Origin of the sequence: Yoonia sp. BS5-3, from assembly GCF_038069655.2 — a bacterium.
In the GTDB taxonomy this organism is placed as follows: Bacteria; Pseudomonadota; Alphaproteobacteria; order Rhodobacterales; family Rhodobacteraceae; genus Yoonia; species Yoonia phaeophyticola.
Genome location: NZ_CP150951.2, coordinates 1,976,870 through 1,992,508, shown reverse-complemented (window position 1 = coordinate 1,992,508; position 15,639 = coordinate 1,976,870). Strand labels below are relative to the sequence as shown.

Here is a 15,639-nt window from a genome sequence, read left to right as displayed (position 1 = left end):
CGACTGCAAGATGGGTCGAAACCCATCTTACCAGATCATCGCGCTCAAATGCCCCAGATATAGACGGCAAAGAATAGGAACAGCCACACCACATCCACAAAGTGCCAATACCAGGCAGCGGCCTCAAAACCGATATGCTTTTCAGGTGTGAAGTGACCGGCACGGACGCGCAGATAGCAAACGAACAAGAAGATGGTCCCGATAATCACGTGAAAACCGTGGAACCCGGTGGCCATGAAGAAGTTCGAAAAGAACTCATCCCCGCCAAAAGTCCAATCCTGAGAGGCCAGCAAATACCAGTACTCATAGCCCTGCAGGAAGGTAAAGAAGATGCCCAGAACCACAGCCAAAAGCAAACCATTCTCAACATCTTTGCGGTTGTTTTCATGGACAAGCGCGTGGTGCGCCCAGGTCACGGCCATGCCAGAGCACAGCAAAACCAGCGTGTTCATCAACGGCAGGTGGAACGCATCAACCTGATAGAACTCTGGCTGCGTATAGGTCGAGCCGACATAGCTTTCCATCGGGTACATGGCGTGTTTGAAGAACGACCAGAACCATGCGGCAAAGAACATCACCTCGGACATGATGAACATGATAAAACCATAGCGCAGGCCGATCCGCACCACCGGCGTATGATCGCCTGCATTGCTTTCAGCGACCACATCAGACCACCAGGCAAACATCACGTAAAGAACCGCAGCAAAGCCGATCAGGAACATGTACGGGCCAGAGCCATGCATCCATCTCACAGCGCCAAACAGCATCACAAATGATCCGATGCCACTCAGCATCGGCCAGATTGAGGGTGGCAAAATATGATAATCGTGGTTCTTTACATGCGCCATCTGGTGCGTTCCCTATCGGCTGATCTTCAGTTCGTGTGTATGGCGTCTTGCGACGCAGGTGTCAAAGTTTCCGGGGCAAGCGCGGCCTGCACTGCATCCTCGGGTAAATCGATCTCGTAGAACGTGTAGCTTAGCGTGATCGTATGCACATATTGGCCCTCGCGATCATCTACGATCGCAGGATCGACGAAAAAGCTGACCGGCATCATGACGGTCTCGCCCGGCATCAGCACCTGCTCGGTAAAGCAAAAGCACTCAATCTTGTCGAAAAATGCGCCGGCTTCATACGGCGTGACGTTATAGGCGGCCTGCCCGGCAATGGGGACATCCAGCGGGTTATGCGCCTCGTAAAAGGCAAGACCGGTTTCGCCGATGCGAATTTCCATCTCGCGCACCTCGGGCTGAAAGCTCCACGGCATATCGCGCTCAAGCGAGGCATCAAAGCGTATCTTGATGGTCTGATCAAGAATCACATCGCTTTCGGCATCGACGACGTTGGTCGCGCCGCCAAAACCGGTAACCCGGCAGAACCAATCGTAAAACGGGACAGAGGCCCAGGCGAGCCCGCCCATGAAGATCACAACACAAACGGCCTGCGCGGCGGTGCGTTGGGGGCCTTGAAGATTGGGAAGAATTTTCATTCGCTCACCTCTTCTTCTGGAACCAGCTGCGGGCGCAGCACATGGTCGGTTCGTTCAAACTGGCCAGCATCACCAAGCTGCAATACTTTGACAACTGTCAGGCCAAAAACAATCGCGATAAAGCCGATCAACAGCAGGCCAACACCATAATTCCGGCCTTTACGGCGGGTGTGCAGCTCATGTTCGACCTCAATCGGCATTTACCAGCCCCCTAGCCCATAAAGACGCAGGGCCGCTTCCAGCAGCAATGCACAGAAATGGGCAAACAAATAGTATAGCGAGACTTTGAAGACGTTAATTTCGACTTTGTGACGATCGGCCTCAGAGGCCGCATCGTCGCGGCGCCAGATGTCGTAGGCGCCTTTCAGGAACCAGGCATTCATCAGCACAGCGACAGCCAGATAAATCGGGCCGCCAATGCTGGTAAAGGCAAGCCCGATCGCCACGGGCAGCAGCAGAATTGTATAGACCAAAATATGGGTACGGGTCGCGTCGCGGCCATGGGTCTCGGTCAGCATCGGCACGCCCGCATTGCCATAGTCGGACTTTACAAAAAGGGCGAGCGCCCAGAAATGGGGCGGCGTCCACATGAAAATCAGGCCGAACATCAGCACGCTTTCAATGCTGGCGCCGCCGGTCGCAATGGCCCAGCCAACCATTGGGGGAAATGCGCCAGCCGCACCGCCGATGACGATATTCTGCGGCGTCGCCCGCTTCAGCCACATCGAATAGACGACAGCGTAAAAGAAGATCGTAAAGGCCAGCAGGAAAGCGGCAAAGAAGTTGGTGGCCAGCGCCAAAAGAATGACCGAAAAACCTGAAAGGGCTAGACCGATGCCCAGCGCCTCACCCGGTTGCACCCGGCCAGACGGGATCGGGCGCCCCTCGGTCCGCTTCATCTTGGCGTCAATGTCGGCATCCCACCACATGTTCAAAGCGCCCGAGGCACCCGCCCCAACGGCGATACAAAGAATACCAACAAAGCCCACAAACGGATGCACCGGGACAGGGGCAACCAAAAGACCAACAAGTGCGGTGAAAACCACCAGCGACATCACCCGGGGTTTCAGCAGGGCGAAATAATCGCCCATCCCGGCCTCATGTGGTGTGTCTATGGCGGTAAAATCCGTCATCCCAGTCCCTTACATCAGATGGGCGTATACCCAGCCTTTGTTTCAGTTAGGTTGCAAAATGGGTTTTCAACCCATCGGCGCGTTAAGAGGTCGCCTCAGCCAACCAATCGTCATAGACCTCTTGGCTGACGACTTTGACCGTGATCGGCATATAAGCATGATCCTTACCGCACAGCTCAGAGCATTGACCAAAGTATATCCCTTCACGCTCGGCGGCGAACCACAACTGGGCCAAACGGCCGGGCACGGCGTCTTGTTTCACGCCAAAGGCAGGAATGGTCCAGGAATGGATCACGTCAGCAGCAGTGACATCCATGACAACAACAGCGCCGACAGGCACGATGACGGCTGTATCTGTGGCCAGCAGATATTCATCCTGGCTGTAACCATATTCTTCCAGCTCGTCACGGCCGAGCATATAACTTTCGAATTCGACACCCTCGTCAACATACTCATAGCCCCAATACCACTGATAACCGGTGACCTTGATGGTCAGATCAGCCTCGGGGATCTCTTGCTGTTTAAACAAAACGGGTAGTGAAAAGGCACCGATAAAGACCAGAATGATAATCGGGACAACAGTCCAGGCGACCTCAAGGGGCGAGTTATGGGTAAATGTGGCGGGCACAGGCTGACGCTTTTGGTTGTAGCGAATGACAACCCAGGCCAGCAGACCAGTCACAAACAGGGAAATCACGGTGATGATAATCAGCAGCAAATTGTCCAACCACTGCACATCGCGGGCCAATTCGGTGGCGGCGGGCTGAAAGCCGGTGGCGCCATCAACAGGGCGTCCGACGATTTCCAGGTCCTGACCAACGATATCCTGCGCGCGGGCAGGCACGCCCGCAAGAATCAGACCAGCAGCTGCCCAAAATGAGGTCGCGATGCGTTTCAGTCCCATAATATACCCTAACTTCGTTACACCCAGGGGGCGATTCTTTACTGCAAAGGGCTCGCCCACAAGACGGAATCCCGTTGTATTCGCAGGGTCATGTCCCATATCTTGATGAACAACTCAAGAACCGGTGTTGCGTCAAAACGGCGCTTTTGCCCTGAAACTGCCCCCTGCAAAGGAAAAATGAATGTCCGCTGATCCATTCCGCCCGTTTGAAACCAATCTCGATCAGCAAACCGCCCTTCGGCTACTGAACGAAGCAACCGCCGGCGCCGATGACGGCGAGCTCTTTCTCGAACGGCGCAAATCCGAGGTACTGTCATTTGATGACGGTCGGGTTAAGACCGCCAGTTTCGATGCCTCCGAAGGGTTCGGCCTGCGGGCGGTGAAAGGGGAAACCGCCGGTTACGCCCATTCAACCACAATCGATGAACATGCCTTGCGGCGGGCGGTGGCAACAGCACGGCTTGCGGTTGGCGATGGGGGCGGCACGATGGCGGCCGCACCTGCGGGGACAAATCGCAAACTATATAGTGACGAAGACCCAATGCTGCAGGCCAGTTTTCCGGCCAAGGTTGACGTGCTGCGGGAAATCGACGCGTTCGCACGGGGGCTGGACAAACGGGTTGTCCAAGTCAGCGCCACATTGGCCGCATCCCACCAAGAGGTGCTGATCCTGCGCCCCGAAGGCACGCTTGTCACCGACACGCGGCCGATGTCGCGGCTCAATGTCAGCGTCATTGTTGAACAAAACGGCAAACGCGAAAGCGGCGCGGCGGGCGGCGGCGGACGGGCCGGGTTGATCGGTCTGATCAGCCGGGACAATTGGGAAAGCACAACCCGCGAAGCGCTACGGATCGCCTTGGTCAATCTTGACGCCGAAGCAGCCCCCGCTGGCGTGATGGATGTGGTGCTTGGGCCCGGCTGGCCCGGGATCTTGCTGCATGAAGCCATCGGGCACGGGCTGGAAGGGGATTTCAACCGCAAGGGCTCATCCGCTTTTGCAGGGTTGATGGGGCAGCAAATCGCAGCCAAAGGGGTGACGGTGCTCGATGACGGGACGATCCCCGACAGACGGGGGTCTATCACCGTCGATGACGAAGGCACGCCCAGCGCCAAAAACACGCTGATCGAAGACGGGGTGCTGGTGGGCTACATGCAAGACCGGCAAAACGCGCGGCTGATGGGAGTGGCCCCCACAGGCAACGGCAGACGCGAAAGCTACGCACACGCGCCCATGCCCCGGATGACAAACACCTATATGCTGGCGGGCGATGCGGCCCCTGAAAGCTTGGTGGCTGACCTCAAAGACGGGATCTACGCCGTGGGCTTTGGCGGCGGACAGGTCGACATCACCAACGGCAAATTCGTCTTCAGCTGTACCGAGGCATATCGGGTCAAAAACGGGATCGTGGGGGCGCCTGTCAAAGGGGCGACGCTGATTGGGGACGGGGCGACCGCGCTCAAACAAATCCGCGGGATCGGCAACGACATGGAACTTGATCCGGGCATGGGGAACTGCGGGAAAGCAGGGCAATGGGTACCAGTGGGCGTCGGACAACCCAGCCTGATGATCGGCGGGCTGACAGTTGGCGGAGCGGCGGCTTAGATCAGCACCCAATATAGCTGAAAGCGGCTTTGGGAACTGTTTCCCAATGAACAGGCGTTATGCGGACGAAGGGTGAATTCGCTGCGAATGCGCCAATGGCCGGTTTCGGCAACACTAACCGTTTTTTCCGGGGCGTCCGACCGCGCGTAAGAAGATCGGAGCAGCAGCCCCATCCAATACAACTGCGGTCAACAGACCATTGGACGTTGCACCAGTATCGATGCAAATGCGATTGGCCTTAACCACAGGTTCGTCACCCGGAGTATGACCATGCACAACTATGCAGCCATGATCTTCGTCGCTCTCTAGGAAGCGTGATCTAATCCAAAGCATATCTTTGGGTTCTTGTTCATCAATTGGTACGCCCGGAACAATTCCAGCGTGAACAAAGAAATATGGCGCGACACTTCTGGAAAGTGGCAACGATCTAAGCCAAGCAACTCTTTCTTCACCTAAGCTCGCAAGAAGCTCATCAGGATCGTACCCGCCAAAACGGAGAGACATGCCAAATGATGCAACGGTTTCTTCACCACCATTTGAAAGCCATGTGTACCAAGCTTGTCGATTATCGGTGGCCAAGCATTCCAGCAGCATCGCTTCGTGATTTCCAAGAAGACATGTAGTCCGAAAACCGCGCAGGCCTGCCATAAGCCGGTCAACGACTTCGCGGCTCTGTGCGCCACCGTCGATGTAATCTCCTATGTGGATCAATTCGGCATCTCGGCCAGAATGCATCAGTTCGTGGTGGTTACAAATGTGCTCGTGCAACTCACCTAGTAGGTCGTCCCGACCATGTACGTCGCCGATAGCGTAAATGACTTTGTCCATAATTTCAGATTAGAAGCTTATTGGAGGATGTGCCATCCTGTTCGAACCGGACGTTCGTGCGGGGCAAGGCATCCGTCGAGATGGGCTCGAACCAGACATTCGTTAAGCGGCACAAAAAATCTGGCACTGGTCACGAAATTACGAACCGAACCGAAACAGCCGCGCGAACACTTAGGGTCGCATTCCAATCTCCGATTCGACGCATCGTTCGAACACCGCGCAGCGACCCCGCTATTTATGGGGGAGGCAGAGACTCTGTACATACAGGTTCTGTACAGCTTCTGTACGCGATGCATATGCGAAGTTTTTCCTAAAATCATAGGTTTAATGATCAACACCCATTTTTTCGACAAATGACGGGAACTTTCTTCATACCTCGTTAACCCCGACAAATTACCTCTGTTCAGGCAATATGGCGGAGCTAAAGGATGACTGGAAAACACACCTCTTCCACTCACCCCCCACTCCTACCCACCACGGAAGACGACACGGTCAACCGGCTCCGCCTATTGCGCTCTCGCCGGGTTGGTGTGGCGACGTATCATCGGCTTTTGGCTGAACACGGCAGTGCCCACAACGCCTTGAAAGTACTACCAGAAATCGCAAAATCAGCAGGTGTGTCGGGCTATGAAATCTGCCCGATCGGTGTGGTAAAAGCCGAATTGGCAGCCGCAAAATCGGCGGGCGCGCGCTTGCTGATACATGGCACGCCCGACTACCCTGCGGGGCTGGCCGACCTCGCTGACGCCCCTCCGCTTTTGTGGTGCTTGGGACAAACCGCATTATTAGGCCGCCCCATGATCGCGCTGGTCGGGGCACGGAACGCATCCTCGCTTGGAACGCGCATGGCCAAACGCCTGGCGACAGACCTGGCAGCGGCAGGTTTCACCGTCGTCTCCGGCCTCGCCCGCGGCATCGACACCGCCGCCCATCACGGCGCATTAGAGGGTGGTACGATTGCGGTTCTGGCTGGGGGTGTCGATGTGATCTACCCCGCCGAGAACGCAGAATTATCTAACAAAATCAAACAAAAGGGGCTCATCGTTTCCGAGATGCCGATGGGGCTGCAACCGCAGGCACGCCATTTTCCAATGCGTAACCGGATTATCTCGGGCCTGGCGCGCGCGGTGGTTGTCGTGGAAGCGGCCGCAAAATCAGGCAGTTTGATCACAGCGCGCAACGCCCTTGATCAAGCCCGCGACGTACTGGCCGTGCCCGGCCATCCATTCGATGCGCGGGCGGCCGGTTGCAACATGCTGCTGCGGGACGGTGCAACATTGGTGCGCAACGCAGAAGACGTGATTGAAGCCGTCGGCGCGATCAACACCGCAGCACCGGAACTGCCCCTCAAACCACCTGCGAAAGCCGCGCCAAAACTGCGGGACACTGCCAAGTTACACAATATGATTCTATCGCGCTTGGGGCCCACACCAATTGCCGAAGACCAGCTTTTGCGCGATATCGCCGCGCCAGCGACAAGTGTCGCGCCCGTCTTGGTCGATTTGGAACTTGATGGGAAAATCACGCGGCAAGCCGGTGGGTTATTGGCGAAAACTGGCTGATTTTCCCCCTTGTGCGATGATCAAAAAACGTCGCATTGACAATCGTATAAGGCTCGCCACATCTTGCGCGACTTATACAAGCCCCGCGTTCACAAAGGACTCTCATGCCAGTTGTCGTCGTTGAATCCCCAGCTAAGGCCAAGAAAATAAACACCTATCTGGGTAAGGACTATACGGTTCTGGCGTCCTACGGGCATGTCCGTGATCTGCCGCCAAAGGACGGGTCCGTGCTGCCAGACGACGATTTCGACATGAAATGGGAAGTCGCAAGCGATAGCAAAAAGCATATCAAAGCCATTGTTGATGCGCTGAAAAATGACAACGAACTGATCCTCGCCACCGACCCCGATCGCGAGGGCGAGGCAATATCCTGGCACCTGACCGAGGCCCTTCTTGCCCGCAAGGCCATCAAAAAGGATACGCCCGTCAGCCGCGTGGTCTTTAACGCGATCACAAAATCCGCTGTCACTGACGCGATGCAAAACCCCCGCCAGGTCGATCAGCCTTTGGTTGAGGCTTATCTGGCCCGCCGCGCGCTTGATTATCTGGTCGGCTTCAACCTGTCCCCTGTTCTGTGGCGCAAACTGCCCGGCGCGAAATCGGCAGGCCGTGTGCAATCGGTTTGCCTGCGGATCATCGTCGAACGCGAGATGGAAATCGAAGCTTTCCGCAATCAAGAATATTGGACGGTGAAGGCGCTGCTGAAATCCGCACGCGGTCAAGAATTCGAAGCACGCCTGACCCATCTGGCAGGCAAGAAGCTGGATAAATTTGATCTGGGCAACGAAACCCAGGCCGAAATGGCGGTCCAGGCGATCAATTCGCGTGATCTAGTGGTCAAATCGGTTGAGGCGAAACCCGCGACCCGCAACCCCTCGCCACCCTTCATGACCTCGACCCTGCAGCAAGAGGCCAGCCGCAAGTTCGGCATGGGGGCCAAACAGACTATGTCTGTCGCCCAGCGCCTTTATGAAGCGGGTTTGATCACCTATATGCGGACCGATGGGATCGACATGGCCCCCGAGGCCGTGACCGGTGCGCGTGATGCGATCAAGGACAAATTCGGCGACAACTATCTACCCGACAGCCCGCGCATCTACAAAAACAAAGCCAAAAACGCCCAAGAGGCACACGAATGTATCCGCCCCACCGATATGATGGTGGACACCGCCAGCGCCAAGATCGTCGATACCGATCAGCGCAAGCTTTATGATCTGATCTACAAACGCACCATGGCCAGCCAGATGGCCGCCGCCAAAATGGAACGCACGGTCGTCGATCTGACCAGCGCGGATGAACAGGTGATCTTGCGTGCCAATGGTCAGGTGATGGTCTTTGACGGTTTCATCGCCATCTATGAAGAAGGCAAAGACGACAGCGAGGATGAGGATAGCAAGCGCCTGCCGCAGCTCGTCGAAGGTGAAGCGGCCGCGAAGACCAAGGTCGACCCTGAACAGCATTTCACCCAGCCCCCGCCCCGCTATACCGAGGCCACACTGGTCAAACGTATGGAAGAGCTGGGGATTGGCCGCCCATCGACCTATGCTTCAATCGTGACGACCATTCAGGATCGCGGCTATGTGGAGAAAGACAAAAACCGTCTGATCCCGCAGGACAAAGGCCGTTTGGTTACGGCGTTCCTGTCGAACTATTTCCGCAAATATGTCGGCTATGACTTTACTGCAGATCTGGAAAACCAGCTTGATGAGGTCAGCGCGGGCGATGCGGACTATAAACAAGTGCTCGGCCAGTTCTGGCGTGACTTCTCGGCAGCGGTTGCCGAAACCGCCGATCTGCGCATCACTGAGGTGCTGGAAAAGATCAATGAGGTGCTAGAGCCGCATCTGTTCCCCCCCAATGAGGATGGAACCGATCCGCGTCTGTGTACCAACTGCGGGACTGGCCGCCTGTCTATGCGGACGGCGCGCTCTGGCGGGGCATTTATCGGTTGCTCAAACTATCCTGAATGCCGTTATACCCGGCCCTTCGGTCCGCCGGACCCCGAAGCCGAAGCTTCGGCCATCCCACCTGATGGAAAACTGCTGGGCGAAGATCAGGGCGATGAAATCCGTGTCTTCAAGGGGCGATTTGGCCCTTATGTGCAACGCGGGCAGGTGACCGAAGACAATAAAAAGCCACCGCGGACGGGTGTGCCAGAAGGCTGGAACCCCGAAGAAATCGGTCTGCCAGAAGCGCTGCGCCTACTGGAATTGCCCCGCCTCATCGGTCAACACCCCGAGGACGGCGTAAATGTCTGGGCCAATCTGGGCCGGTACGGGCCGTATCTGAAACATGCCGAAAACACATCATTCAAGGGCGGGACGAACGCGAACCTGCCGACGATTGAAGATGTTTGGACCGTAGGCATGAACCACGCGGTCCAGCTTTTGGCCGAAAAAGTAGCCTCTCGGCGCGGGCGCGGCGCTGCGGCCACCCCGATCCGCGAATTGGGCGAGCACCCCGAGGCGGGCGGCCCGGTTAATATCTTTGACGGCAAATACGGGCCTTATGTGAAGTGGGAAAAGATCAACGCGACAATCCCCGACACGATTGAGCCTAGCGATTTGACCATGGCCCAGGCTGTCGATCTGATTGATGAACGCGCGGCCAAGTCTGGCAAAAAGAAGCCTGCGAAAAAGAAACCGACCGCCAAGAAAAAGGCCCCCGCGAAAAAGACGGCAGTAAAGAAGAAGGCAAGCTAAGGCAGCTTCCCCCCTCACGTTTTCGCGAGGGCGTTGCCATGTTGGACCTTCCTATTTCACTCTTCCCCAAATCCAGCCCGGGTTTGGGAAACAGATGAAAGCGACACTTCTTATAATACTCTTTTGCGCAGCACCCCTGCCCGCTTTGGCCGAAGACTGCCCCGATTATTACCGCTTTGTCGATTTCGGCCAAAAGGGTGCGGATGGCGTGACCTATCGTGGCGGTCCCATTCTACGCGCCGAAAGCCTTGCCGGTTCGCCCTTGTTGATAGACGGGCAAACGCAGTGCGTCACCGTCCCGTCGCGCGCCTCGGATGGGCATGGGAATCCGATCCCGGTGGTCACCAGCATCACTTATGATCCCGCCCGCACCGGCCTTGACCTGACAGAATTACGCATTTCGCATAGTGACAATGCTGCAACCGCAGCATCGCAAAGCGCGGACCTGCATCGCGCCATACTCGCCGCTGGGCACGCCGTTCAGACACGCGGGCCGGATTACCTATGCGCTGCTGATATCGCCAGCCGAGCATTCAGTTGTCAGGTCGCGTCGCCTTATGACAGTGCCTATGATCTTGTGATTTACTGCGATGAAACAGGCTGCCGTGCACCGGCGATCGCCCTACAAAATGATCTGGTGGCAACTGTAGGCTGGCCGGCAATGACCGGCCCTGACCCCGCGCCGCAAAGCAGCGCTGAAACCCTGATCACGCAGGTCCAAGAGCTTGTGTCTTTCCTCGCCACGCTTCGGTAGACCGCTGCACTGCAGCAAAATTATTGACTCTAAGTAAGGCCCTCGCCATGTTGCGCCCAGAATTGGGAGGTCCTTGTATGAAGAAAATTTACCCAGACGCAGCATCCGCTTTGGATGGCTTGCTGTTTGACGGCATGTTCATCGCCGCCGGAGGCTTTGGTCTTTGCGGTATTCCGGAATTGTTGCTGGATGCGATCAAAGACGCCGGCACCAAGGATCTGACCTTTGCCTCAAACAATGCAGGCGTTGATGATTTTGGTATCGGGATCCTGCTCCAGACCAAACAGGTCAAAAAGATGATCAGCTCTTACGTGGGTGAGAATGCCGAATTCATGCGCCAATATCTGTCTGGCGAGCTGGAACTAGAGTTCAACCCCCAAGGCACGCTGGCCGAACGTATGCGCGCGGGCGGCTGCGGCATACCCGGCTTTTACACCAAAACCGGTGTCGGCACCGTCATTGCCGAGGGTAAAGAGCACAAGGATTTCAACGGCGAGACTTACATCATGGAGGAAGGCATTTTTGCTGATCTGTCCATCGTCAAAGCCTGGAAAGCGGATGAGACCGGCAATCTGGTCTTCCGTAAGACCGCCCGCAATTTCAACCCGCCCGCTGCTATGTGCGGCAAAACCTGCGTCGTCGAAGTGGAAGAGATCGTGCCGACAGGCTCACTTGACCCCGACACGATCCACCTGCCCGGCATTTACGTGCACCGTCTGATCCAGGGCGAACACGAAAAGCGGATTGAGCAGCGCACAGTGAGGACAGCATAATGTGGGATCGCAATCAAATGGCCGCGCGGGCTGCGCAGGAACTGCAAGATGGTTGGTACGTGAACCTTGGCATCGGCATTCCGACATTGGTATCTAACTATATCCCAGAAGGGATTGAAGTGACCTTGCAGTCCGAAAACGGCATGCTTGGCATGGGCCCCTTCCCTATCGATGGGGAAGAAGACGCAGATCTGATCAATGCCGGTAAACAGACGATCACCGAGCTGCCCCAGACCGCCTATTTCGATTCTGCCACATCCTTCGGCATGATCCGCGGCGGCAAGATTGCCATGGCGATCCTGGGCGCGATGGAAGTGGCCGAAAACGGCGATCTGGCCAACTGGATGATTCCGGGCAAGCTGGTCAAAGGCATGGGCGGCGCCATGGATCTGGTTGCAGGTGTTGGACGCGTCGTTGTCGTGATGGATCACACCAACAAGCACGGCGACAGCAAGTTGCTGAAAGAATGCACGCTGCCTCTGACGGGCAAAGGCGTGGTGGATCGGATCATCACGAATTTAGGCGTTCTGGATGTGGTTGAGGGCGGTTTGAAGATTGTCGAAACCGCCGACGGTGTGACCGAAGAGGAACTGCGCGCCGCCACTGAGGCGACGCTGGTCTAACTTCAGATCCCGTTGACGTTAAAAACGCACCCGTCCGTGATCAGCTCGGGCGGGGTTCGGCAAAGACCTTTTGCCACCTGCCATGCCGCAAGCACCTTGGGCACATAGGCCCGCGTTTCAGCAAACGGCGGCACGCCTTCATATTTGGCGACATTTCCCTCGCCCGAATTGTAAGCGGCCAGTGCCAGTACCGGATCATTGTCGAAATGATCCAAGAGCCACGCCAGATAGGCCACGCCCCCTTTGATGTTCTCGGCCGGGTTTGTGCTATCGCTGACATTAAATCGCGCGGCGGTCGCGGGGATGAGCTGCATCAGCCCTTCGGCCCCGGCTGAGCTAACCGCATCAACACGGCCAGCGCTTTCGATTGAGATCACCGCCAGAACCAACGCAGGCGATACATTCGTGCCAACTGTCTCTTGCAAGATATGCAGACCATGCGCGTTCACAATATCCTGGAGCGATTGCAAACGTGGTGACGGCACGCGGTGGCCTTCGGGCGGGCTATTGATAAACTCCATCGCCTTCATGAAACGCGCGGGACCAGAGGCCAGCGCATCCGGCGAAACCCCTGCCCAAAACCATTCAAGACCCGAAACGGGCAATGCTGGTGCGACATCATCTGTCGACGGGGCGGCTGTTTCCTCTTCCGGGTCCGCATAAACCGGCCCGAGCCGCGGGGCATCGGGGTCAATTTGTACAGTGATACGGCCAACGGCATCGCCGGTCGGTACGGGAACACGTTTAAAGGTGAAATCTGGCTGTAGACGCAGAACCTCTGCCGCCACGGGGGATACAGATAAAACGGCAGCCAAAGCCGCCGCACCGATAACGGAACGATTCATTTTTTGATCCTGCTCGCCGTTTATTATTGGATTCAGCATGGCAGGATTCCGCCAAAACGCTAGATTCAATAGAACAATTTCGCATTTTTGGCCCGATTAAGGGCTTTTTGGCAACGCAGTTAACATATGAACCACCATCAAGAGAGATAATAAATTAATAAAATCAATACCTTAATAATTTTCCATCAAAAAAAACGTTAGGGACAGAAAAAACGCCAAACGCGCCAAACTCCCGCCCCATTCCATGGGCTATAAGTACTCATCCAAGACGGGGATCGAGAGAGCCATAGCGGTTCAGGAGACCCAGCGAGGAATGAAAACTCAAGCGATACCCTGAGGAGGGACTACAATGCTTAACTTTATTAAGAACTTCAAAAACGACGAAGACGGTGCTGTAACAGTTGACTTCGTTGTTCTGACAGCTGCTATTGTTCTGCTCGGCCTGGCCGTTGCTGCTGCGATCCGTACTGGCGCACAGGACCTGGCAAACGACATCCAAGACGAGCTGGGCAACATCGATATCGGCTAATTGCTGCCGCTATCGAGGCGTTCTATAGCTTCGAGTTGAAGTTAAGTTGCGCCGCATCACTTGCGGCGCAATTTTTTTTACGCACCATTTGTCATCCCTTTCTGGCGGGGGCTTTACGGGCAAATGTGGTGGAAAGGGGTGAAGAAATGTTGAGTATAGTCTGGCGCTCCTTGGTGACGTTTGCTGCGGATGAAGACGGCGCCATTACAGTTGACTATGTCGTGCTTACCGCGGGCATTGTTTTGTTAGGTGTTTTCATCGTTGCGGCCTTTGATGGCGGTGCAATTAATCTCGCTAACGAAATTGGTGAAACGGTGAGGTCTCAAGAGACGAACCCGGGATAGACATCCTCGCGAGACAGATAGCTTCCTTTAAACCCGTTCCGAAACCAATGGCGCGGGTTTTGCTTTTAGCGCGTATGAAGGCGCGCACATGTTTCAAACTACATCCCCTCGCCCTGTATTATTGCAGACCGGAAGATTTCACTGCTTTGCTTCATGCATCAGTGATGATAGGGGATTAACCGAACCATAACGGCAGCAGCGTATTGCAAGTATAGCTGTTTTGATGTCGATATATAGAAGTTGACCAAAAGTTGCAGCCCAGCTGTTCCAGTTTGATGGTTATAATGTAGACGTTAACCCGAAATTAACGTGAATGAGAACGACAAGACGAGGTAAAGAAGATGCGCGCAGTGTTTGGATTGGTCCTGTTGGTGGGCATGGGATTGGCCGGCTTTGCGGTCTATCTTGTTAACCAACATTTCGCCGCGCAAGAAGCGGCACTTGCAGAAGCTTATGATAAAGCCAACAATGTAGTGACCGTTGTCGATGTCTATTCGCCCGTACGGGATCTAACATATGGCGAACGGCTGACGAAAGATGACGTCCAACTTATCAAATACGCTGAAGCCAACCTTCCAGAGGGTGTTTTTCGGACCGAGGAGGAACTTTTTCCGGAAGGAATCAATGTCCCTAGGGTCGTGACAGTGCCGGTTCGTGTCAATGAACCCATTGTCGAAGCAAAAGTGACCCGCCCCGGTGCGCCGCAAGGAATCACAGCTTTGCTTGACCCGGGCATGCGTGCATTTCCTTTGCCTGATGAAATGACGCGTGCTTTCGCTGGTGAGTTGCGGATTCGCGACTTTGTAGATATGTATTGGGTAGGCAATGTCGGCGACGCCCTTGATATTTCTCGTCTTGTGAAGTCACGTCTTGAAATTATCGCGATCGAAGCACCCGACGCTGACGGCAACGGTGGCGGGCGCGGTGTTGTTTTGCAGGTATCTCCGGAAGACTTTGCTGATCTGAGAGCATTGGATAGCGCCGGACAGCTTTCGATCACGCCCGTTGGTAGCAGCGACGAAACAACTGGAGATGCGCCTGCTATTTCGACAAACGTGTCCACGGTACTAGGGATCGTCGAAGAGGAAGAAGAAGAAGAAGAAGAAATATGCTTCGTCACACGCCGTGTTGGGACAGAGCGTATTCAGGAAGAAGTTCCCTGCACGGAATAGTATTCCTATATCCAAGTTATGCGTGAGGCGCGGTCGACTGTTCGGCTGCGCCTCTTTCTTTATAATTGACCCATGCCGTCCGACCGATGCCCTAAACGCGCGCTTTTGCCGCTCCAGCATATGCGGCGCACGATATAGTCAGCCGGCAACAGACTTGCCCCCGACGCCCTTAAGACGACATCAATCCGTCAACAACAGATTTTACAACTGTGCATTTATCCCACTTGGACGGCAAAGAAGTGTTCTTTGAGATGCGAGGCAGTGGAAAATACAACTTCGAAATGAAGTGTCGCGGGCCTCGTTTGCTACTACAACTTGCGTCGATGCCGCCTTTCGATGCAGCTGGATAAGGGTGCCAACAGACACCAAATTTCAGAG

16 protein-coding genes are annotated in these 15,639 nt (G+C 55.4%); 9 read left to right on the top strand and 7 right to left on the bottom strand.

What is annotated here, in order from left to right; genetic code table 11:
• Nucleotides 1-44: 44 nt before the first annotated feature.
• The 5 genes from AABB29_RS09980 to coxB all read right to left on the bottom strand — a co-directional run bounded on the left by AABB29_RS09980 (nt 45) and on the right by coxB (nt 3,526).
• Nucleotides 45-848 (bottom strand): cytochrome c oxidase subunit 3, encoded by an 804-nt coding sequence (locus AABB29_RS09980; RefSeq protein ID WP_341367062.1) that lies wholly within the window; start codon nt 846-848, stop codon nt 45-47.
• Nucleotides 849-874: 26 nt separating this feature from the next.
• The gene (locus AABB29_RS09975) at nt 875-1,489 is read right to left on the bottom strand and encodes a cytochrome c oxidase assembly protein (protein ID WP_341367063.1); all 615 of its coding nucleotides are present in this window, start codon (nt 1,487-1,489) and stop codon (nt 875-877) included.
• Nucleotides 1,486-1,689 carry a hypothetical protein gene (locus AABB29_RS09970; protein WP_341367064.1) on the bottom strand — a complete coding sequence of 68 codons (204 nt, stop codon included), beginning with the start codon at nt 1,687-1,689 and terminating at the stop codon, nt 1,486-1,488. The genes AABB29_RS09975 and AABB29_RS09970 overlap by 4 nt, the downstream gene beginning before the upstream one ends.
• Nucleotides 1,690-2,622: a heme o synthase gene (cyoE, locus tag AABB29_RS09965; protein ID WP_341367065.1), complete on the bottom strand. Its 933-nt coding sequence runs from the start codon at nt 2,620-2,622 to the stop codon at nt 1,690-1,692. It abuts the gene before it with no gap.
• Between the two features lie 82 nt (nt 2,623-2,704).
• Nucleotides 2,705-3,526 carry a cytochrome c oxidase subunit II gene (coxB, locus tag AABB29_RS09960; protein WP_341367066.1) on the bottom strand — a complete coding sequence of 274 codons (822 nt, stop codon included), beginning with the start codon at nt 3,524-3,526 and terminating at the stop codon, nt 2,705-2,707.
• A 181-nt stretch (nt 3,527-3,707) separates the two neighbouring features.
• On the opposite strand from coxB, the gene tldD reads away from it, so the two are divergent.
• Nucleotides 3,708-5,129 (top strand): metalloprotease TldD, encoded by a 1,422-nt coding sequence (tldD, locus tag AABB29_RS09955; protein ID WP_341367067.1) that lies wholly within the window; start codon nt 3,708-3,710, stop codon nt 5,127-5,129.
• A 114-nt stretch (nt 5,130-5,243) separates the two neighbouring features.
• On the opposite strand, the gene AABB29_RS09950 is transcribed toward tldD, so the two are convergent.
• Nucleotides 5,244-5,957, bottom strand: a complete 714-nt coding sequence (locus tag AABB29_RS09950; protein ID WP_341367068.1) for a metallophosphoesterase — start codon at nt 5,955-5,957, stop codon at nt 5,244-5,246.
• Nucleotides 5,958-6,385: 428 nt separating this feature from the next.
• On the opposite strand from AABB29_RS09950, the gene dprA reads away from it, so the two are divergent.
• The 5 genes from dprA (at nt 6,386) to AABB29_RS09925 (ending at nt 12,371) form a co-directional block, all read left to right on the top strand.
• A complete protein-coding gene (gene dprA, locus AABB29_RS09945; RefSeq protein WP_341367069.1) occupies nt 6,386-7,519 on the top strand; it encodes a DNA-processing protein DprA in 1,134 nt (377 codons plus the stop codon).
• A gap of 104 nt (nt 7,520-7,623) precedes the next feature.
• On the top strand, nt 7,624-10,221 hold the full coding sequence (gene topA, locus AABB29_RS09940; protein WP_373636483.1) for a type I DNA topoisomerase: 2,598 nt from the start codon (nt 7,624-7,626) through the stop codon (nt 10,219-10,221).
• 94 nt (nt 10,222-10,315) lie between these two features.
• Nucleotides 10,316-10,975, top strand: a complete 660-nt coding sequence (locus AABB29_RS09935) for a hypothetical protein (RefSeq protein ID WP_341367070.1) — start codon at nt 10,316-10,318, stop codon at nt 10,973-10,975.
• 77 nt (nt 10,976-11,052) lie between these two features.
• Nucleotides 11,053-11,748, top strand: a complete 696-nt coding sequence (locus AABB29_RS09930) for a CoA transferase subunit A (protein ID WP_341367071.1) — start codon at nt 11,053-11,055, stop codon at nt 11,746-11,748.
• Nucleotides 11,745-12,371 (top strand): 3-oxoacid CoA-transferase subunit B, encoded by a 627-nt coding sequence (locus tag AABB29_RS09925; RefSeq protein ID WP_341369106.1) that lies wholly within the window; start codon nt 11,745-11,747, stop codon nt 12,369-12,371. The genes AABB29_RS09930 and AABB29_RS09925 overlap by 4 nt, the downstream gene beginning before the upstream one ends.
• A 2-nt stretch (nt 12,372-12,373) precedes the next feature.
• Here the strand turns inward: AABB29_RS09925 and AABB29_RS09920 are convergent, their stop codons facing one another.
• Nucleotides 12,374-13,216 carry a lytic transglycosylase domain-containing protein gene (locus tag AABB29_RS09920; RefSeq protein ID WP_341367072.1) on the bottom strand — a complete coding sequence of 281 codons (843 nt, stop codon included), beginning with the start codon at nt 13,214-13,216 and terminating at the stop codon, nt 12,374-12,376.
• A 349-nt stretch (nt 13,217-13,565) separates the two neighbouring features.
• On the opposite strand from AABB29_RS09920, the gene AABB29_RS09915 reads away from it, so the two are divergent.
• The 3 genes from AABB29_RS09915 to cpaB all read left to right on the top strand — a co-directional run bounded on the left by AABB29_RS09915 (nt 13,566) and on the right by cpaB (nt 15,261).
• Nucleotides 13,566-13,745, top strand: a complete 180-nt coding sequence (locus AABB29_RS09915) for a hypothetical protein (RefSeq protein WP_341367073.1) — start codon at nt 13,566-13,568, stop codon at nt 13,743-13,745.
• A gap of 35 nt (nt 13,746-13,780) precedes the next feature.
• Nucleotides 13,781-14,089, top strand: a complete 309-nt coding sequence (locus AABB29_RS09910; protein ID WP_373636482.1) for a Flp family type IVb pilin — start codon at nt 13,781-13,783, stop codon at nt 14,087-14,089.
• A 341-nt stretch (nt 14,090-14,430) separates the two neighbouring features.
• Nucleotides 14,431-15,261 carry a Flp pilus assembly protein CpaB gene (gene cpaB, locus AABB29_RS09905; protein WP_341367075.1) on the top strand — a complete coding sequence of 277 codons (831 nt, stop codon included), beginning with the start codon at nt 14,431-14,433 and terminating at the stop codon, nt 15,259-15,261.
• The last annotated feature ends 378 nt before the right edge of the window (nt 15,262-15,639 follow it).